This window comes from Vibrio ordalii ATCC 33509 (assembly GCA_000257205.1).
Lineage (GTDB): Bacteria > Pseudomonadota > Gammaproteobacteria > Enterobacterales > Vibrionaceae > Vibrio > Vibrio ordalii.
This window is the reverse complement of the sequence record AEZC01000083.1, coordinates 1-19,655: the sequence shown is the minus strand read 5'-3', so window position 1 is coordinate 19,655 and position 19,655 is coordinate 1. Positions and strand designations below refer to the sequence as shown.

The following is a 19,655-nucleotide window of genomic DNA, read 5'->3' as shown; positions in this document are numbered from 1 at the left end:
GTTATTCGTCAAAGTTAATGCGCGCATTGGTACCTATTTCACACTTGTTGTTTCACAGTAAAGCGGCTAGCTGCCAATGAACTTTCTGATCGCTCGTAAAACTTCAACGGGCTTTTCTGCATGTAGCCAGTGCCCTGTGTTGGCGATGACGTGCGCTTTCGCTTGGCTAAACTGCTGCTGGATCATTTCTTGGTGTTCCGGTAGTAGATAGTCAGAGTCGCTGCCTTTAACCAATAAGGTTGGAATAGAGCTGCAAGGAATTGGCTCCCAGCCTAAAATATTCCAATAATTTTTTTCAATAGCGGGAACATTAAAACGCCAGCTCATTACACCATCTTCTCGTTTAAATAATGATTTACTGAGAAATTGTCGTACGCCTTCTAGCTCAATATGTTGCGCTAAAATGGCCATGACCTTTGTTCGCGAGGTAGGCTGCTGCGCAATAACCGCGTTGAGCCCCGCCAGTACGTTATCATGTTTCCGATGCTGATAGCTGACGGGTGCCATATCTAAAACCACCAGTTTGGCGACTTTGGATGAGGCGATGTCAGTCAGCTTCATGGCAACTTTACCGCCCATTGAATGGCCAATCAGCGTGACTGAATCACAAGCTAACTCTTCGAGTAAACTCGCAACATCGAATGCCATGCTCGCGTAATCATGTTCCTCACTGTGAAATGATTGACCGTGATTACGCAAGTCAATACTCAATACTTGGTGATCGGCTTTTAGGTCTCTTGCTAGCAAACCTAGGTTGTCTAAATTGCCGAATAAACCATGGATCAAAACAACGGTGTGACCTTCACCTTCGAGTTTGTAATTAAGAAGTGCTGACATTTTATCTTATTAGTGATTGGTTTAACGTAGAGTATCAGTGAAGATCTCGCTATAATCCCTCAGAGTTTAAACATTGAGATTGTGAAAAGCGAATGAAAACAATTGAGGTTGATGAGGATCTATACCGTTATATTGCCAGCCAAACCCAACATATTGGAGAAAGCGCGTCGGATATTTTACGCCGTTTGCTCAATGTTGACGGTAAAGTGTCTGCAGCAGCGGTCGTGACGCAAGTAAGTACCGAGCCCAAGGGCATTGTTGTGAGTAAAGATGCCGTACAAGAGATACAGATTGATAGCGTAAAAGAGATGCGTTCTTTGCTCATTTCTGATGAGTTTGCGGCTTTGAAAAAAGCAATTGATCGTTTTATGTTAGTGCTTTCAACCTTATACCGTATCGATCCAGTAAGTTTTGCTGAAGCGACCTTAGTGAAAGGACGTAAGCGTGTGTATTTTGCTGACAACGAGCAAACCTTGCTTGCTAGTGGGCAGACAACCAAGCCAAGAGCGATTCCAAACACACCATTTTGGGTCATTACTAATAATAATACTAGCCGCAAACAACAGATGATCGAGCAGCTGATGGTATTGATGAATTTCCCGAGTGATATTATTGAGAAAGTGACACACTCAATCTGATTTGTGCCCATTCATAGATAAAAATCTGATTCAAGCCTCATACTGCGGACCAATAAATCCGTATGATGAGGCTTTTTATTTCATTGTTATTTTAAGAAAGGATGTCAAAAATGGCTATGCACCCACGCGCCGGACAAAAAGCACGGCAGGAAGACTTACATAATATCCCTGCGCTCGTTGCAAACTACTTTTTACTTCAACCTGATGCGGCTAACCCAGACCATAAAGTGCAATTTGGTACTTCGGGGCATCGTGGTTGTGCGGATAAATCGACATTTAACGAAAACCATATTCTTGCTATTGCTCAAGCGGTAGCAGAAGTGCGCGCTCAGCAAGGAACCACTGGGCCGATTTTTGTCGGAAAAGACACGCACGCACTCTCTGAGCCTGCTTTTTCTAGCGTACTTGAAGTGCTGATCGCTAATGGAATTGAAGTGATCGTTCAACAGGATAATGGCTATACGCCAACTCCGGGTATTTCACACGCAATCTTGACTCATAACTTGAAGCACGCGCAAAAAGCTGATGGCATTGTGATCACACCTTCTCATAATCCACCACAAGATGGCGGTATTAAATACAATCCTACCCATGGCGGCCCCGCTGAAGGGGAAATCACCCAAGCGATTGAGAACCGGGCCAATGAGATCATTGCAGAAGGCATGCAAGGGGTGAAGCGTCTGCCTATTATGTCGGCAAAGCAATCGCCACTGTTTAAACAAGTTGATCTTGTGAAACCTTATATTGATGACTTAGTGAATGTGATTGATATGGAGGCCATCCAAAAAGCCAATCTAAAACTGGGTGTTGATCCGCTCGGTGGCAGTGGTATTGACTACTGGCGTCAAATTGGCAAAGCGTATCAGCTTGATTTGACACTGGTGAGCGAAGCGGTGGATCCGACATTCCAATTTATGTCACTCGATAAAGATGGCGTAGTGCGTATGGACTGCTCTTCGCCTTACGCGATGGCGGGGTTATTAGCGTTAAAAGATCAGTATGATCTCGCGTTTGGTAATGACCCTGACTACGACCGCCACGGCATTGTCACTCCGAAAGGTTTGATGAACCCGAACCATTTCTTAGCCGTATGCATCGATTATTTGTACCGTCACCGCAAGCAATGGCGTAAAGAAGTCGCTGTTGGTAAAACGTTAGTATCAAGTGCATTGATTGACCGTGTGGTTGCCGATCTTGGCCGTGAGCTGTGCGAAGTACCTGTCGGCTTTAAGTGGTTTGTTGATGGCTTATACAGTGGTCACTTCGGTTTTGGTGGTGAAGAGAGCGCAGGTGCGTCATTCCTGCGTAAAGACGGAACGCCTTGGTCAACGGATAAAGACGGTATTATCCTTTGCTTACTGGCGGCGGAAATCACTGCTGTCACAGGTAAAAACCCACAACAATATTATGAAGATCTGGCTGCCAAACATGGAGAGTCTAAATATAGTCGTATTCAAGCTGTCGCAAATGGCCCGCAAAAAGCAGTGCTGAGCAAATTATCACCAGAGATGGTCTCTGCGCAAACATTAGCGGGAGATGAGATCACAGCCCGCTTGACGCATGCTCCCGGCAATGGCGCAGTCATCGGTGGATTAAAAGTGACCACTGATTATGGCTGGTTTGCTGCTCGTCCATCAGGCACAGAAGATATTTATAAGATCTATTGTGAAAGTTTTAAGGGCGATGAGCACCTCAAGCAAATCGAAGCGGAAGCGCAACAGATTGTTAATCAAGTCTTTGCCGACGCTGGTTTGTAAGCAAACTTATCAATTCCAATAGGCGGCCAGAGGCCGCCTATTTTATATCTATCCCCTTCCTACTTGAAGCTGCAGCGGTGTTGGCTACGTTCGTTCACCCCAATCACATAGTTTACCTATGCTCATGGGGACTCACTCACTTGCCGCCTACCTGCAACTCCAAGTTGTTTGGGTATAGTTGTCTATTATTTTGGTTAAAGCTGAGGCCAACTGTCTGGTACGACAAACCAGAATTTTCCGCTGTCACTTTGGCAATGTACAAACTCGGGCTTTTTACTTGCCATATAACGTGCGGAGTGTTCGTTTTTCCCACTGATCCATTGAGGCTTTTCCAGTAAGAATAAGGTTTCATCTATTTGATGAGACTGGCTTTGATAACACCAAAAACCAGCAATTTGTGACGGATTGAGTTGATAACCTAGGCATTCACTAGGAACAGGCTCATCGTGAAAAGGGTTTACATATAAGCGCCCTTGCATCAGCAAATGGCGGCTGATATCACGCCATAGTGGGTAAGTGTCGCTAAATTGGGCTGATTGAGAAAGGGGCAATTGATGGTTTAGCATATGTTCAAGTTTGAGATCTAATCGATCTTGAGCATTAGGACCATACCACAGACCTTGATGCAGCAGGTAAAACTTGACCGCCACTTCCCAATGTTCATAACGCTGACTGCGTTTATTTTTGATGACAAAATCTAACGAACCTAGTGTACTTCCTGCTTCGTTCAATTGAATTTCTTCAGAAACGGCGGAATAAGTGGGGTTTAGCGTAAACAATAAAGAACATAAATGCTGGTAGAGAAAGCCTAACCTAGGGTTCCCTCTATATTCTTCTTTCAATATCGGAACATTGGGTAAAAAAGGAGTACGCGCCGCGACCACACCCTCTCCTTGGAAAAGAGTAGGGGTTGTCGACACCCAGTGTGCCAGTGTGTTGAGGTCCATTGCCATTAATTGTTCTCGTCCTTATTTTTCGACATTCTAGCCTGAAATTGTTATAACCACGCTAATGATAAAACTCAATTTTGGAATGAAAGATGGATAATTTAAAACTTGAAGCTCTGCTCAATCAAAAGCTTAATCCTCAATTGATTAAAGACTATTGCCCTAATGGATTGCAAGTGGAAGGCCGTACTGAAATCAAAAAAATTGTTACAGGGGTGACAGCCTCTCAAGCTTTGATCGAACAAGCGATTGAGCATAATGCTGATGCTTTGCTGGTACACCATGGTTATTTCTGGAAAAGTGAGCCTGAGTCCATCCGTGGAATGAAAGGGCAACGGATCCGATCTTTGATACAAAGCGATATCAACTTATACGCGTATCATTTGCCGTTAGACATCCATCCAGAATTAGGTAATAACAAATTGCTAGCTGATTTATTGGGGATTCATGTTGATGGTGGATTAGAAGGGCACCCGCAGTCGCTCGCCATGTATGGCCATTTTGAACAAGCGTTGACAGCCGATGAACTCAGTCAACGAATCGAACAAGCTTTGCAACGACGGCCACTGCACGTAGCACCGAACTCAAACAGAATCATCAAAACGGTGGGTTGGTGTACTGGTGGTGGGCAAGATTACGTCGATCTAGCGGCGCAGCACGGATTAGATGCGTTCATCTCTGGTGAAATATCAGAGCGGACTACCTATTCAGCAAGAGAGCAAAACGTCCATTACTTCGCAGCTGGCCACCATGCAACAGAACGGTATGGAGTGAAAGCTCTCGGAGAATGGTTAGCGAACGAATATGATTTTGAGGTCGAGTTTATCGATATCGATAATCCTGTCTAATGGGCTGTTTCTTTTTGTAAAGGTACCAAGTAAAAAAAGAGCGAGTGTTAACTCGCTCTTTTCAATGAAGTGTTATAACTGATTACTATGCACGTTCGTGTAATGGCTTGAAATCACGCATTTTTTGGCCAGTATAAAGTTGACGAGGTCGACCAATTTTATTGTCTGGGTCACTGTGCATTTCATTCCAGTGAGCAATCCAGCCGATAGTACGAGACATTGCAAAGATAACGGTAAACATTGAGATTGGAATACCGATCGCCTTTAGAATAATGCCTGAGTAAAAATCTACGTTGGGGTAGAGTTTTTTCTCAACAAAGTATGCGTCAGAAAGGGCAATGCGCTCAAGTTCCATTGCGACATCCAACAATGGATCCTGAATATTGAGCTCTTTGAGTACATCATGGCAAGCTTCACGCATTACCGTTGCTCGCGGATCGTAGTTTTTATAAACACGGTGACCAAAACCCATTAAACGGAATGGGTCATCCTTATCTTTTGCTCTGACCACATACTCAGGAATGTTATCAACGTTGCCTATCTCCTCTAACATACGCAGACAGGCTTCGTTAGCCCCACCATGAGCAGGCCCCCACAAAGAGGCAATGCCAGCCGCAATACAGGCAAACGGGTTAGCACCAGAAGAACCAGCAAGGCGAACCGTTGAGGTTGATGCGTTTTGTTCATGATCAGCATGCAGAGTGAAAATTTTATCCATCGCACGAGCAACTACAGGATTAACCTCATATTCTTCACATGGTGTTGCAAACATCATATGCAAAAAGTTTTCAGCGTAGTTTAAGTCATTACGTGGGTAGATAAATGGTTGGCCGACAGAGTACTTGTAGCACATTGCAGCCAGTGTTGGCATTTTTGAGAGTAGCCTATAAGCCGCTATTTCTCGGTGTATATCATTATTAATATCAAGTGAATCATGGTAGAACGCGGCAAGCGCTCCAACCACACCACACATTACAGCCATTGGATGAGCATCACGGCGGAAGCCGTGGAAGAAACTTGCAATTTGCTCGTGGACCATAGTGTGACGCGTCACCGTATGTTTAAACTCTTCATATTGATTACGATTAGGGGCTTCACCGTAAAGAAGAATATAACAAACTTCCAAGTAATCAGCGTTATTGGCTAATTGATCAATAGGGAAGCCGCGGTGCAGTAACACCCCTTTTTCGCCATCGATATAAGTAATTTGAGATTCACAAGATGCAGTGGCAAGAAAACCAGGGTCAAAAGTGAAATATCCGTTGGCTCCTAGCTTACGAACGTCGATTACTTGTGGGCCTACAGTCCCATCCATAATCGGCAGTTCGATTGGCGCTTTCCCTTCGATATGAAGGGTCGCTTTCTTATCTGCCATAACAATCTCCTTTGTTTATTATTTAATCCGTCCAGGATGTTTGTGTGACATTTTTGTACGTGTGTTCTTAATTAAAGTCAATTTTTCTCGTCTGATGTGTGCACTTGTTTTGATTTTTTATACATATAAAGTTAAAAATCTGTTCTGTGTAGCAAAAATTGTTACATCAATTGTATTAGAATGTTGCGAGCCGTATAGTGGCACTGAAAATTTTGGTGAACACCTTATAAATAAAAGGCTAGAAACTGTATTTAACTGTTGTACTCTGCCTTTCTTGTTAACGTTTTAACGTTTTTTTTACATTTAACCGCGCCAGAACGGGCCATTTATGTTAAAATGATGTTAGCTTTTGTAGGTTTTACAACCAAAATTCATTTATAACTATAAATGCTCAATGGAGCTGAGTGAGCAAGCCCGTGAAAGAAAGAAAGTCAAGACCTGTTAATTTAGATTTACAGACCATTCACTTTCCGATCAGTGCGATTGCATCCATCCTACACCGAGTGTCTGGGGTGATGATGTTCGTTGCGGTCGGAATTTTGTTGTGGTTACTCTCCCTCTCGTTAAGTTCTCCGGTAGGTTTTATGGAAGCCAGCAACATTGTGAATGGCTTTTTCGCAAAATTTATTTTATGGGGAATTTTAACCGCACTGTCTTACCACATTGCAGGTGGTATACGCCATTTGCTGATGGACCTGGGCCACTTTGAAGAGTTGGAGTCAGGGGCTATGAGTGCCAAAGTCGCCTTCATCGCAACAGCAGTGCTTTCCGTTTTAGCGGGAGTATTGGTATGGTAAAACATGTTTCTTCTTTTGGTCGTAACGGAGTGCATGATTATCTGCTGATCCGTGCTTCTGCGATCATTATGACTCTTTATACTATCTACCTAGTCAGCTTCTGTGCTTTCTCTGGTGATATCTCCTATGTCTCATGGACACAGTTTTTTGGTGGAACCTTTACCAAAGTCTTCACAATGCTGGCGTTAGTCTCTGTCCTTATCCATGGTTGGATCGGTTTATGGCAAGTATTAACGGATTATATTAAGTGTTCTAAATTGCGTGGCGGCCTGCAATTGGTCGTTATCGCAGTGCTTTTTGGATACTTCTTCTCTGGCTTATTTGTATTGTGGGGTGCGTAAGTGACTATTCCAGTTCGTGAATTTGATGCCGTAGTGATCGGCGCTGGTGGTGCTGGTATGCGTGCAGCACTGCAAATTTCAGAGCAAGGTTTATCCTGTGCTCTGCTCTCAAAAGTTTTTCCAACACGTTCTCACACGGTTTCAGCTCAAGGTGGTATTACCGTTGCGTTAGGCAACGCGCATGAGGACCATTGGGAACAACATATGTATGACACGGTAAAGGGTTCTGACTATATCGGTGACCAAGATGCTATCGAGTACATGTGTAAAAATGGCCCAGAGTCGGTGATTGAACTAGAGAAAATGGGTTTGCCTTTTTCTCGTTTTGACAATGGCACCATTTATCAGCGCCCATTTGGTGGGCAATCCAAAAATTTTGGCGGTGAACAAGCGGCTCGAACCGCTGCTGCCGCTGACCGTACTGGTCACGCACTACTTCATACCTTGTATCAACAAAACATTAAATATAAGACCACTATTTTCTCTGAGTGGTACGCACTTGATTTAGTGAAAAATGAAGAGGGTGCAGTACTTGGCTGTACCGCATTGTGCATGGAAACAGGCGAAGTTTGTTATTTCAAATCTAAAGCCACAGTGTTAGCGACTGGCGGAGCTGGCCGTATCTATGCTTCAACCACCAACGCGCACATCAATACGGGTGATGGCGTGGGTATGGCTATCCGCGCTGGCGTCCCGATGAAAGATATCGAAATGTGGCAATTCCACCCAACAGGGATTGCTGGTGCTGGCGTTTTGGTAACGGAAGGGTGTCGTGGTGAAGGTGGCTATCTTTTAAATAAAGATGGCGAACGTTTCATGGAACGTTATGCACCAAACGCGAAGGATTTGGCTGGCCGCGATGTAGTAGCCCGCTCAATGATGATTGAGATCCGTGAAGGTCGTGGCTGCGATGGTCCATGGGGTCCGCACATCAAGCTCAAACTGGATCATCTTGGCAAAGAAACTCTGGAATCTCGTCTGCCGGGCGTATGTGAGTTGTCACGTACGTTTGCTCACGTTGATCCAGTTAAAGAACCGATTCCAGTGATCCCAACCTGCCACTACATGATGGGAGGAGTACCGACTCAAGTTTCAGGTCAGGCGATTAAGCAAGATGCCAACGGGGCTGATGTGGAAGTTCAAGGTCTGTTTGCGTGTGGTGAAATTGCATCAGTATCGGTGCATGGCGCGAACCGTTTGGGGGGTAATTCTCTACTGGATTTAGTGGTCTTTGGCAGAGCAACAGGCTTGCATTTGGGCGAAACGTTGAAAAAGCAAGCGGACGCAAAACCTGCCACAGAAGCGGATATTGAAAAATCCCTAGAACGTTACAACCGCTGGGAAAACAGTACAGGTGGTGAAGATCCCGCGCAAATTCGTAAAGATCTGCAACGTTGTATGCAAAATAACTTCTCGGTGTTCCGTGAAGGTGAAGCGATGGCTAAAGGTCTTGAAGAGCTTAAAGTGATTCGTGAACGTTTGAAGAACGCACATCTTTCAGACAAGTCAACCGAGTTCAACACTCAACGGATCGAGTGTTTAGAGCTGGAAAACTTGATGGAAACAGCATTTGCTACCGCGGTTGCTGCAAATTATCGTACCGAAAGCCGTGGAGCCCACGCTCGCTTTGACTATCCTGAACGCGATGATGCTAATTGGTTATGCCATTCAATTTACAACCCTGAGACTGAAAGCATGTCGAAGCGTAGCGTAAATATGGAACCAATTTATCGTGAAGCGTTTCCGCCTAAAGCGCGCACATACTAAGGAGAAGGCACTATTATGAAATTGAAATTCTCTTTGTATCGCTATAATCCGGATGTCGATCAAAAGCCTTACATGAAGGATTATCTGCTTGAAGTCGAAGAGGGCTCTGACATGATGTTGTTGGATGCGCTCATTTTGCTGAAAGAGCAAGATCCAACTATCGCTTTTCGTCGTTCGTGTCGTGAGGGGGTATGTGGTTCTGACGGTTTGAACATGAATGGTAAAAATGGGTTAGCGTGCATCACTCCATTATCCGCGCTTTCGGCCAAAGGCACGATCGTTATTCGACCTTTGCCTGGGCTGCCTGTCGTCCGTGATTTAATTGTCGATATGGCCCAGTTTTATGAAAATTACGAGAAGGTTAAACCTTATCTTGTGACTGACGGAAACTTGCCTCCGGCTCGTGAGAACTTGCAGTCACCAGAAGAGCGAGCGCATTTAGATGGTTTATATGAGTGCATTATGTGCGCTTGCTGTACAACTTCATGCCCTTCTTTCTGGTGGAACCCGGATAAGTTTATCGGCCCAGCAGGTTTGTTGGCGGCTTATCGTTGGCTAATTGACAGCCGCGATACCGCAACAGATGAACGTTTATCTAATCTTGATGATGCTTTTAGCGTTTTTCGTTGCCATGGCATCATGAATTGTGTAAGTGTTTGTCCTAAGGGATTAAATCCGACGAAAGCTATTGGACATATCAAATCAATGCTTGTGAACCGTTCGGTTTAAAATGAATAAAAATTGCAGGTCTTCGGACCTGCCTTTTATAGCTCGGCATAGACCGAAGCAAACGTGAAAACTACTGGTTAAGGGAAAATATGCACAACGGCGTGATGAAGGCATGGCTCGAGTCTTCACACTTGGCTGGCGCCAATGCAACTTACGTAGAGGACCTCTACGAACTGTATCTAAGTGATCCTGATCTGGTAAGTGAGGAGTGGAAACGTGTTTTTGATGGCTTGCCTGCGCAAGCTGACAATGTGGTTGAACAGCCACATTCACGTGTCCGTGACTACTTCCGACGACTCGCGAAAGAAACAAAGCATTACAATGTCCAAGTTAGTGATCCTGATGTCGATGCTAAACAAGTAAGAGTCTTGCAGCTGATCAATGCTTACCGTTTTCGCGGTCATGAAGCGGCTCAACTCGATCCTCTAGGTTTATGGCAACGTCCAATCGTGGCGGAATTAGACCCCGCGTTCCACAATTTGAATGAAGATGACTTGGAAGAGACTTTCAATGTTGGCTCTTTTGCTATTGGGCAAGAGACAATGAAATTGAAAGATATTTATCAAGCCCTCAACAAGACCTATTGCGGTTCCATCGGTGCAGAATACATGCACATTATCGACACTGAACAAAAGCGTTGGATACAACAACGTCTTGAATCAGTCGTTGGTCAACCTTCTTTCAGTAAAGAAGAAAAACGAATTTTCCTCGAAGAATTGACAGCCGCAGAAGGCCTTGAGCGTTATTTAGGCGCGAAATTCCCTGGTGCGAAACGCTTTTCTTTAGAAGGTGGCGACGCACTCATCCCAATGATGAAAGAGTTGATCCGTCATGCCGGTAGTACAGGCATGCGTGAAGTTGTGATTGGTATGGCGCACCGTGGTCGTCTTAACATGCTTGTTAACGTTTTGGGTAAAAAGCCTCAAGATCTGTTCGACGAGTTTGCGGGCAAGCATGGTGAAAGCTGGGGAACGGGTGATGTTAAATATCACCAAGGTTTCTCTGCTGACTTTGCGACACCCGGCGGTGATGTGCATCTAGCCTTAGCCTTTAACCCTTCACACCTTGAAATTGTAAACCCAGTAGTGATTGGTTCAGTCCGTGCTCGACAAGACCGACTGGGAGATGAAGACGGTTCGACAGTACTGCCTATCTCTATTCATGGTGACTCGGCTATCGCTGGTCAAGGTGTCGTTGCCGAGACATTTAACATGTCTCAAGCGCGTGGCTATTGCGTGGGAGGGACGGTACGTATTGTTATTAACAACCAAGTTGGTTTTACCACCTCAAACCCTCGTGATACACGCTCGACTATGTATTGTACTGACATCGCTAAGATGGTTCAGGCCCCTATTTTCCACGTCAATTCTGATGATCCAGAAGCAGTTGCTTTCGTCACCCGCATTGCACTTGATTATCGTAATGAATTTAAGCGTGATGTCGTCATTGATCTGGTTTGTTATCGCCGTCACGGCCATAACGAAGCCGATGAACCCAATGCTACTCAGCCGTTAATGTATCAAAAGATCAAAAAGCATCCTACGCCGCGTAAGCTTTATGCCGATGTTTTGATAGAGCGTGGTGAGTTTGATATTGAGATTGCCACACAGTTAGTCAACGAATATCGTGATGCTCTGGATCATGGTGAAGTCGTGGTGAAAGAGTGGCGTCCAATGGTACTGCATTCTGTTGATTGGTCACCGTATATTGGCCATGAATGGGATATGTCATGGAATAGTAAAGTTGACCTTGAGCGTTTAAAAGAGCTAGGTAACCGAATTTGTCAGTATCCAGAAAGCCATAAACTACAAAGTCGTGTGGATAAAATCTATACCGACCGACAAGCGATGGTTAATGGAGAGAAGCTTCTCGATTGGGGTATGGCTGAAACGCTGGCTTATGCAACCTTAGTTGATGATGGAAAGCGAATCCGCATTTCGGGGCAAGACTCTGGGCGTGGAACCTTCTTCCACCGTCACTCGGTATTGCATAACCAAAGTGACGCAAGTACCTATATTCCATTAGCGAATATCCATGATAAACAGGGTCCTTTTGAAGTATTGGATTCGGTTTTGTCGGAAGAAGCAGTGCTAGCTTTTGAATATGGCTACGCGACAGCGGAGCCGAGTGGTTTGACGATTTGGGAAGCTCAGTTTGGTGATTTCGCCAATGGAGCTCAAGTCGTGATTGACCAGTTCATCTCTTCCGGTGAACAAAAATGGGCGCGTTTGTGTGGTTTAACCATGCTGCTACCTCATGGCTATGAAGGGCAAGGCCCGGAACACTCATCAGCACGCCTAGAGCGTTATTTGCAATTGTGCGCCGAACAAAACATGCAAGTGGTGGTTCCCTCTACGCCAGCGCAGGTATACCACATGCTGCGTCGTCAGGTTGTTCGTCCAATGCGTCGACCATTGATTGTTATGTCACCAAAATCGTTGCTGCGTCACCCACTATGTATCTCAACACTCGAAGACTTGGCTGACGGATCGTTTTTGCCAGCCATCGGCGAAGTTGACGATCTCAACCCAGCAAACGTCAAACGTGTTGTGTTCTGCTCTGGTAAGGTTTACTACGACCTGCTTGAACAGCGCCGCAATAACGAACAAGGTGATGTTGCTATCGTCCGTATTGAACAGCTATATCCATTCCCGAAAGAAGAAGTGGAAGCGGTTATCGCTCAATACACTAATGTTGTTGACTATGTATGGTGCCAAGAAGAGCCTCAAAACCAAGGTGCTTGGTACAGTAGCCAACATAACTTCCGTTCTGCCATTCCAGCCGGTGCTGATCTTAAATACGCAGGTCGCCCTGCATCAGCATCACCAGCCGTTGGTTATATGTCGGTACACTTGAAACAACAAAAAGCGTTGATTGAAGACGCTCTGACCCTAGCTTAACGAACTAGAAGTAAAAGGAAGACACAGATTATGACAATTGAAATTCTGGTTCCAGATCTACCTGAATCAGTGGCTGATGCAACAGTCGCTACATGGCATAAAAAGCCAGGTGAAGCCGTCGCTCGTGATGAAGTTCTTGTTGAGATTGAAACCGATAAAGTCATTCTTGAAGTGCCAGCACCAGAAGCGGGTGTTCTTGAAGCCATTATCGAGCAAGAAGGTGCGACGGTGCTTTCGAAACAGTTATTGGCGAAATTACAACCCGGTGCCGTTGCAGGTGAACCGACGAAAGACACCACCAACGATACAGAGCCGTCTCCTGATAAACGCCACAAGGCCACATTGACAGACGAAACGAATGATGCGCTTAGCCCTGCGGTACGCCGTTTACTCGCCGAGCATGGTTTGGAAGCAAGTCAAGTGAAAGGCTCTGGTGTGGGTGGACGTATCACGCGTGAAGATATTGATGCTCATCTAGCGGCCGCAAAATCAGCGTCAGTAGTTGCTCCAAGTCAATCTGAACCTGTCGTTGCGATGGCGCGCAGTGAAAAACGTGTACCGATGACGCGTTTGCGTAAACGTGTTGCGGAGCGTCTGCTTGAGGCAAAAAATAGCACGGCGATGTTGACGACGTTTAATGAAGTTAACATGAAACCTATCATGGATCTTCGTAAGCAATATCAAGGTCTGTTTGAAGAGAAACACGGTATTCGTTTGGGCTTTATGTCTTTCTATGTAAAAGCGGTAACAGAAGCGTTAAAACGTTACCCAGAAGTAAATGCATCTATTGATGGCCAAGATATTGTGTATCACAGCTATTTTGATATTAGCATGGCAGTTTCAACGCCTCGTGGCTTAGTGACTCCGGTTCTTAAAGATTGCGATACGCTAAGCCTTGCTGAAATTGAGAAGGGCATTAAAGAGCTTGCACTCAAAGGAAGAGACGGCAAATTGACGGTTGAAGAACTGACTGGCGGTAATTTCACGATTACGAATGGCGGTGTGTTTGGATCGTTAATGTCAACACCGATCATCAATCCGCCACAAGCGGCCATATTTGGCATGCACAAAATCCAAGATCGCCCAATGGCTGTAGATGGCAAAGTAGAAATTTTACCAATGATGTACCTAGCACTTTCTTACGACCATCGTTTGGTGGATGGCCGTGAGTCAGTTGGTTTCCTTGTGACAGTGAAAGAGCTACTTGAAGATCCAGCACGTTTGCTACTGGACGTGTAACCTCACTGAACGTTGTTCAGTGAATTTAAGGCTAGGCAGGCTCACGTCTAGCCTTCATTTAAGCAAAATGCGACAAGCTATCCTCTTGGATAAATTGCAACCGCTTAATTTGAGAAGCACCCTACAGATATATGGCGCAGCATAGCTGCCGCTTTATGGAAATAATAAATCCCCTAAGGGATAAACAAACGGAAGAACATAATGAATTTGCATGAATATCAAGCCAAACAGCTGTTTGCAGAATTCGGTTTGCCTGTACCGGAAGGTTATGCCTGTGATACTCCACAAGAAGCTTTTGAAGCGGCGGGTCGGATTAGTACAGCGAAGAAAGTTGTTAAGTGTCAAGTGCATGCAGGTGGTCGCGGTAAAGCGGGTGGCGTTGAGTTGCACGACACTAAAGATGGTGTCAAAGAGTTTGCTCAAAAATGGCTAGGTAAAAATCTGGTTACTTATCAAACGGACGCAAATGGTCAGCCAGTATCAAAAATTTTGGTCGAAGAAGCCTCTAATATCGCGAATGAGCTTTACCTAGGCGCAGTCGTCGATCGTGCGACTCGTCGTGTCGTGTTTATGGCCTCAACAGAAGGCGGCGTGGAAATTGAAAAAGTAGCGGAGGAGACTCCTGAGCTGATTCATAAAGCCGCGATTGATCCTTTGGTTGGTCCGCAAGCCTATCAAGGTCGCGAACTTGCTTTCAAACTTGGCTTGGAAGGCGACCAAATTAAGCAATTTGTGAAAATCTTCCTTGGCCTTGGTGCTATGTTTACCCGGTATGATCTTGCACTGCTAGAAATTAACCCTTTGGTTGTTACCGCTGAAGGGAACTTGTTATGCCTTGATGGCAAAATCAACATCGACTCAAACGCACTTTATCGCCAACCTAAACTTCGTGAAATGCATGACTCATCGCAAGAAGATGAGCGCGAAGCTCATGCTGCTCAGTGGGAACTGAACTATGTTGCTCTTGATGGCAATGTTGGCTGCATGGTGAACGGTGCTGGTCTTGCAATGGGTACTATGGATATTGTTAACCTTCATGGCGGCAAACCTGCAAACTTCCTTGATGTTGGTGGTGGCGCGACCAAAGAGCGTGTTGCTGAAGCGTTCAAAATCATTTTATCTGATCACAACGTGAAAGCCGTATTGGTGAATATTTTCGGCGGTATCGTACGTTGCGATATGATTGCAGAAGGCATTATCGGCGCGGTGAAAGAAGTTGGTGTAACGGTTCCCGTTGTCGTGCGTTTGGAAGGTACAAATGCGGAATTAGGACGCAGAGTACTTGCAAATTCTGGTCTTGATATCATTGCAGCTGAGTCGTTAACGGACGCAGCTCAGAAAGTTGTTGCTGCGGCGGAGGGTAAATAATGTCGGTACTTATTAATAAAGACACCAAAGTAATCTGCCAAGGTTTCACTGGTGGTCAGGGAACTTTCCACTCCGAACAGGCAATTGCCTACGGTACACAAATGGTCGGTGGGGTTTCTCCGGGTAAGGGTGGTCAAACTCACCTTGGTCTGCCTGTATTTAATACGGTGCGTGACGCGGTAGAAGCAACGGGTGCAACGGCAACCGTTATTTATGTACCTGCACCATTTTGTAAAGACGCTATTTTAGAAGCAATTGACGCTGGTATTGAACTTATTGTGACGATCACTGAAGGTATACCGACTACCGATATGATCGACGTAAAAGTGAAGCTCGAAGAGACTGGTGTGCGTATGATTGGTCCGAACTGTCCGGGTGTGATTACACCAGATGCGTGTAAGATAGGCATCATGCCAGGCCACATTCATAAGAAAGGAAAGGTGGGTATTGTTTCACGTTCAGGAACGCTAACTTATGAAGCCGTTAAGCAAACAACAGATGAGGGCTTTGGTCAGTCAACGTGTGTTGGTATCGGCGGTGACCCAATTCCTGGTTCTAACTTCATTGATATCTTGAAACTATTCCAAGACGATCCTGAAACTGAAGCGATAGTGATGATTGGCGAGATCGGTGGTACAGCCGAAGAAGAAGCGGCGGCATTCATTAAAGAGCATGTTACTAAACCGGTGGTATCTTATATTGCTGGTGTGACCGCGCCTCCAGGTAAACGCATGGGCCATGCTGGCGCTATCATTTCTGGTGGTAAAGGCACTGCCGATGAAAAATTTGCAGCGCTTGAAGCCGCGGGTGTGAAAACCGTCAAAAGCCTTGCTGATATCGGAAAAGCATTGCGTGAAGTGACGGGTTGGTAATTACGCCTCCCTCTGTTTGAAGAAAAACCCCGAACCTTGTTTCGGGGTTTTTACTTTAGATTCAATAGGTTTTGATACTAGCGTTTTACTAGTTGACTGCACATAAACATCGTTGTAGCCGTTACGACAACCGAAGGGCCTGCGGGTGTGTCAAAGTGCCACGAGAGGATTAGCCCGCCCAGCACAGCTAAAGCGCCAACCAAAGAAGCCAATATTGCCATTTGCTCTGGGGTTTTTGTGAGTCGCCTAGCGGTCGCCGCGGGAATAATCAGCAGCGATGTCATAATCAGAGCACCAACAAATTTCATTCCGAGTGCAATCACCACCCCAATCAATAGCATTAGCAGCAAACGCATTAAATCAACGTTGATACCCTCAACAAACGCAAGTTCTTCGTTCACTGTAGTTGAAAGTAATGGCCGCCAAAAAAGAAATAGCAGTGCACTTACTGCAATCGCTCCCCCCCAAATGAAGGCTAAATCGGTAAAGTTCACTGCCAATAAATCGCCAAAGAGATAGCTCATTAAATCGATGCGAACGTTATCAAGGAAGCTTACTGCAATGAGGCCAATAGATAACGAGCTGTGAGCGAGAATGCCGAGCAAAGTGTCTGTCGCCACAAGCTGCTGTTTCTGCATAGTAACCAAAATGATTGCAAGCCCAAGACAGCAAACGAGCAACGCAAGATAAAGGTTGATATCAAGTAAAAATCCTAGTGACAATCCCATCAGCGAGGCGTGTGCGAGGGTATCGCCAAAATAAGCCATTTTTCGCCAAACCACGAATGACCCAAGGGGACCTGCGATAACGGCAATACCAAGGCCTGCTAATATTGATGGAAGAAGAAATTCAATCATGATGGTGACCGTGTGAATGATTTGAACAGCAAGTTGCATCACCTTTTACAGGTTGGCCTGCTAAGTCGTGATGATGCTGATGCTTGTGATGGTAAAAAGCTAAGGCTTCGCTATTGCGTGTACCAAATAATGCGATATAGCTTGGGTGTTGAGTAATCGTTGCTGGTGAGCCAAAACAGCAAACATGGTGATGAAGACAGATAACATCATCCGTTTTTGCCATCACCAGATGCAAATCGTGAGAGACCATGAAGACACCACAGCCGAAACGATGTCGTATGGCATCGATAAGATCATACAGATCAATTTGCCCTTGCACGTCAACACCTTGGGCTGGTTCATCAAGAATTAGAATATCTGGGCGCTGTAGCAATGCACGGGCGATAAGAATCCGTTGCGTTTCACCACCGGACAGCTTATGCATATCATAATCAAGAAGATGCTCGGCCCCGACAAGCCTGAGTGCGTCTAGTAACTCTTGTTGACTAAAACGTCCGGCCAAACTTAAAAATCGTTGAACGGGGAGTGGTAACGCGTCATTAAGCTTTAACTTTTGAGGAACATAACCAATTTTAAGGTTTTTTACGCGCGTCATGGTTCCGCTATGGACGGGCTGTAGCCCGAGCAATACTTTAACGAGCGTCGACTTGCCGGCACCATTAGGACCTATCAGTGTGGTAATCTTCCCTTTTTCTAGGTTGATACTGACATTGTCCAAAACACGGCGGTTGTTGAATTCGACACAAATGCCTTGCAGCTGAATTAAGTTGGACATGAATGGAACTTATTTGCAATTCGGAAGTGTTATAATGTAACATTTCGTTCCCTTTAACGCTATATACTGAATGGAAAAACCATCATGTTGCGTCAGATTATGCTCCTTCTTTGCCTAATAACATTATCGCCTTTGGCGTGGTCTACGGTCATTTTGACCAGCATTAAGCCGATTCAGATGATCACGTATGAGTTGACTCATGGTGTGAATGAGCCACAAGTATTATTGGGGTCAAATACCTCACCACATGATTATGCGTTACGTCCTTCTGATGTAAAAAAAGTCAGAGCGGCGGATTTAGTGATTTGGTATGGAAAAGATCTTGAGCCATTCTTAAGTAAGACATTAGATAGCCATCACAATGTTTTGACCATCAGCCAAATTGATGGCTTAAAGCTGAGGGAGTTTAACGGTGAGCAACATGAGCATGATGGGCATAATCATGGCACACATGATCCCCATTTCTGGCTAGGGATAGAGCCAGTGAAACAAGTGGCAGAAGCGATTACCAAAAGACTGGTGCAAAGTGATAATCGTCATGCCGAGCAATATCAAGCTAACTTAGCACAATTCTTAGCTCAGTTAGATTCAAACCACCAAACCATCTTGCAGAGGATGGGTACAATTATCGGTAAAGGATATTATGTTTTTCATGATGCATACGGCTATTTTGAGCAGCAATATCATCTCAATAACCTTGGCCATTTTACCGTGAGTCCTGATAGAAAACCGGGGGCTAAAACGCTCATCACTATTAAAAATTCCATTATTAATAATGAAGCAAAGTGTGTCTTTTCAGAACCTCAGTTTACTCCTGCGGTGATTGATACTGTGACTCGTGGTACAGAGGTCAAAACAGGAGTACTTGATCCATTAGGTGTCGATATTGAGGTGAAAAGCGGTAGTTATTTTGAGCTGTTAAATCAGATAAGCAACAACTTTTATACTTGTTTGTCTCAATAGATATACGCTGTATTGTATGTTGTACGATTTGCACTGAAATCTACGATAAAAATTCATAGATTGCTGCTTTCTTAGCTTCAAAAAGCCTTATCTTTGGTTAGAATGTTTTGATAATTATCGCAACAAAAAAACAGTTTTCATGTGGCGTGTTATTGACTAAGGCTTTGTCTGTTGAAAGGAAAGAACGATTATTACAAACCTTTGTTCTGGATCTTGGGTTTTCTGTCGCTTTTATTAGCACAAGGAACACAAGCTCTAGACAAAGCACCTTCTATCTTTTATCCGTTGCCAGCTCAGGCTCAAGGGAAGATTTTCGCCGCGCAAAATTTATTTCTAGGAGAAGAGGGGGGGATTTGGATACACGATGTGCACGGCAAAGTGGTTTTCTTTGATGGGAAAAGTACCCTTCCTCGACGTGGCTCAGTGCTCTCGCAAGAGAGCGAAAATATCGTTTATCTGAATAATGATTTTTGGACGTTTATAGATAATGAACTCTACCGCACTTATCCCGCACAAGATCGCGAATTAATATTCAGTTTGACCCCAGGCGTTATCATAAAAAAAATAGGTTCATCTGGTGTTTTCATTTGGTTAGCCGATAACACACATTTCTATACATACAACACGCAAACCCATGAACTGGTT

At 44.8% G+C, this 19,655-nt stretch carries 17 protein-coding genes and 1 pseudogene; 13 read left to right on the top strand and 5 right to left on the bottom strand.

Translation table 11 applies throughout. The annotated features are described in order from the left end of the window. Window positions 1-66: 66 nt before the first annotated feature. A complete protein-coding gene (locus VOR_RS0105280) occupies window positions 67-837 on the bottom strand; it encodes an alpha/beta fold hydrolase (RefSeq protein WP_010318682.1) in 771 nt (256 codons plus the stop codon). Window positions 838-929: 92 nt separating this feature from the next. Here VOR_RS0105280 and seqA point away from each other — a divergent pair, with 92 nt between their 5' ends. Together seqA and pgm are read left to right on the top strand one after the other, a co-directional pair. Then, entirely contained in the window at window positions 930-1,475 is a 546-nt protein-coding gene (seqA, locus tag VOR_RS0105275) for a replication initiation negative regulator SeqA (RefSeq protein ID WP_010318681.1), read from the top strand. 110 nt (window positions 1,476-1,585) lie between these two features. Beyond that, window positions 1,586-3,232 (top strand): phosphoglucomutase (alpha-D-glucose-1,6-bisphosphate-dependent), encoded by a 1,647-nt coding sequence (gene pgm / locus VOR_RS0105270; RefSeq protein ID WP_010318680.1) that lies wholly within the window; start codon window positions 1,586-1,588, stop codon window positions 3,230-3,232. A gap of 194 nt (window positions 3,233-3,426) precedes the next feature. Here pgm and VOR_RS0105265 read toward each other — a convergent pair whose 3' ends face one another. Further along, on the bottom strand, window positions 3,427-4,185 hold the full coding sequence (locus VOR_RS0105265; protein WP_010318679.1) for a DUF1853 family protein: 759 nt from the start codon (window positions 4,183-4,185) through the stop codon (window positions 3,427-3,429). A gap of 86 nt (window positions 4,186-4,271) precedes the next feature. Between VOR_RS0105265 and VOR_RS0105260 the strand changes: the two genes are divergently transcribed. Continuing rightward, window positions 4,272-5,027: a Nif3-like dinuclear metal center hexameric protein gene (locus VOR_RS0105260; protein ID WP_010318678.1), complete on the top strand. Its 756-nt coding sequence runs from the start codon at window positions 4,272-4,274 to the stop codon at window positions 5,025-5,027. Window positions 5,028-5,112: 85 nt separating this feature from the next. Here VOR_RS0105260 and VOR_RS0105255 read toward each other — a convergent pair whose 3' ends face one another. Continuing rightward, window positions 5,113-6,402, bottom strand: a complete 1,290-nt coding sequence (locus tag VOR_RS0105255) for a citrate synthase (RefSeq protein ID WP_010318677.1) — start codon at window positions 6,400-6,402, stop codon at window positions 5,113-5,115. A 404-nt stretch (window positions 6,403-6,806) separates the two neighbouring features. Here VOR_RS0105255 and sdhC point away from each other — a divergent pair, with 404 nt between their 5' ends. The 8 genes from sdhC to sucD all read left to right on the top strand — a co-directional run bounded on the left by sdhC (window position 6,807) and on the right by sucD (window position 16,415). Further along, the gene (gene sdhC, locus VOR_RS0105250; RefSeq protein ID WP_010318676.1) at window positions 6,807-7,199 is read left to right on the top strand and encodes a succinate dehydrogenase cytochrome b556 subunit; all 393 of its coding nucleotides are present in this window, start codon (window positions 6,807-6,809) and stop codon (window positions 7,197-7,199) included. Continuing rightward, window positions 7,193-7,540, top strand: a complete 348-nt coding sequence (gene sdhD, locus VOR_RS0105245; protein ID WP_010318675.1) for a succinate dehydrogenase, hydrophobic membrane anchor protein — start codon at window positions 7,193-7,195, stop codon at window positions 7,538-7,540. Before sdhC ends, sdhD begins: the two co-directional genes overlap by 7 nt. Continuing rightward, complete coding sequence (gene sdhA, locus VOR_RS0105240) at window positions 7,541-9,307, top strand: succinate dehydrogenase flavoprotein subunit (protein WP_010318674.1); 1,767 nt, start codon at window positions 7,541-7,543, stop codon at window positions 9,305-9,307. It abuts the gene before it with no gap. 15 nt (window positions 9,308-9,322) lie between these two features. Continuing rightward, on the top strand, window positions 9,323-10,036 hold the full coding sequence (locus VOR_RS0105235) for a succinate dehydrogenase iron-sulfur subunit (protein WP_010318673.1): 714 nt from the start codon (window positions 9,323-9,325) through the stop codon (window positions 10,034-10,036). Between the two features lie 89 nt (window positions 10,037-10,125). Then, window positions 10,126-12,936, top strand: coding sequence for a 2-oxoglutarate dehydrogenase E1 component (gene sucA / locus VOR_RS0105230; protein WP_010318672.1), 2,811 nt, complete (start codon window positions 10,126-10,128; stop codon window positions 12,934-12,936). 30 nt (window positions 12,937-12,966) lie between these two features. Beyond that, on the top strand, window positions 12,967-14,175 hold the full coding sequence (gene odhB, locus VOR_RS0105225; RefSeq protein ID WP_010318671.1) for a 2-oxoglutarate dehydrogenase complex dihydrolipoyllysine-residue succinyltransferase: 1,209 nt from the start codon (window positions 12,967-12,969) through the stop codon (window positions 14,173-14,175). Between the two features lie 201 nt (window positions 14,176-14,376). After that, window positions 14,377-15,543, top strand: coding sequence for an ADP-forming succinate--CoA ligase subunit beta (gene sucC / locus VOR_RS0105220; RefSeq protein ID WP_010318670.1), 1,167 nt, complete (start codon window positions 14,377-14,379; stop codon window positions 15,541-15,543). After that, complete coding sequence (gene sucD, locus VOR_RS0105215; protein WP_010318669.1) at window positions 15,543-16,415, top strand: succinate--CoA ligase subunit alpha; 873 nt, start codon at window positions 15,543-15,545, stop codon at window positions 16,413-16,415. The genes sucC and sucD overlap by 1 nt, the downstream gene beginning before the upstream one ends. Window positions 16,416-16,492: 77 nt before the next feature. Here sucD and znuB read toward each other — a convergent pair whose 3' ends face one another. Continuing rightward, a complete protein-coding gene (gene znuB / locus VOR_RS0105210) occupies window positions 16,493-17,272 on the bottom strand; it encodes a zinc ABC transporter permease subunit ZnuB (RefSeq protein ID WP_010318668.1) in 780 nt (259 codons plus the stop codon). Beyond that, window positions 17,265-18,047 carry a zinc ABC transporter ATP-binding protein ZnuC gene (gene znuC, locus VOR_RS0105205; RefSeq protein ID WP_010318667.1) on the bottom strand — a complete coding sequence of 261 codons (783 nt, stop codon included), beginning with the start codon at window positions 18,045-18,047 and terminating at the stop codon, window positions 17,265-17,267. Before znuC ends, znuB begins: the two co-directional genes overlap by 8 nt. Before the next feature lie 84 nt (window positions 18,048-18,131). Here znuC and znuA point away from each other — a divergent pair, with 84 nt between their 5' ends. Both znuA and VOR_RS16810 read left to right on the top strand, forming a co-directional pair. Continuing rightward, the gene (gene znuA, locus VOR_RS0105200; protein ID WP_010318666.1) at window positions 18,132-19,010 is read left to right on the top strand and encodes a zinc ABC transporter substrate-binding protein ZnuA; all 879 of its coding nucleotides are present in this window, start codon (window positions 18,132-18,134) and stop codon (window positions 19,008-19,010) included. Window positions 19,011-19,181: 171 nt separating this feature from the next. Then, window positions 19,182-19,655 (top strand): annotated as a pseudogene (locus VOR_RS16810) (AraC family transcriptional regulator); the annotation flags it as partial.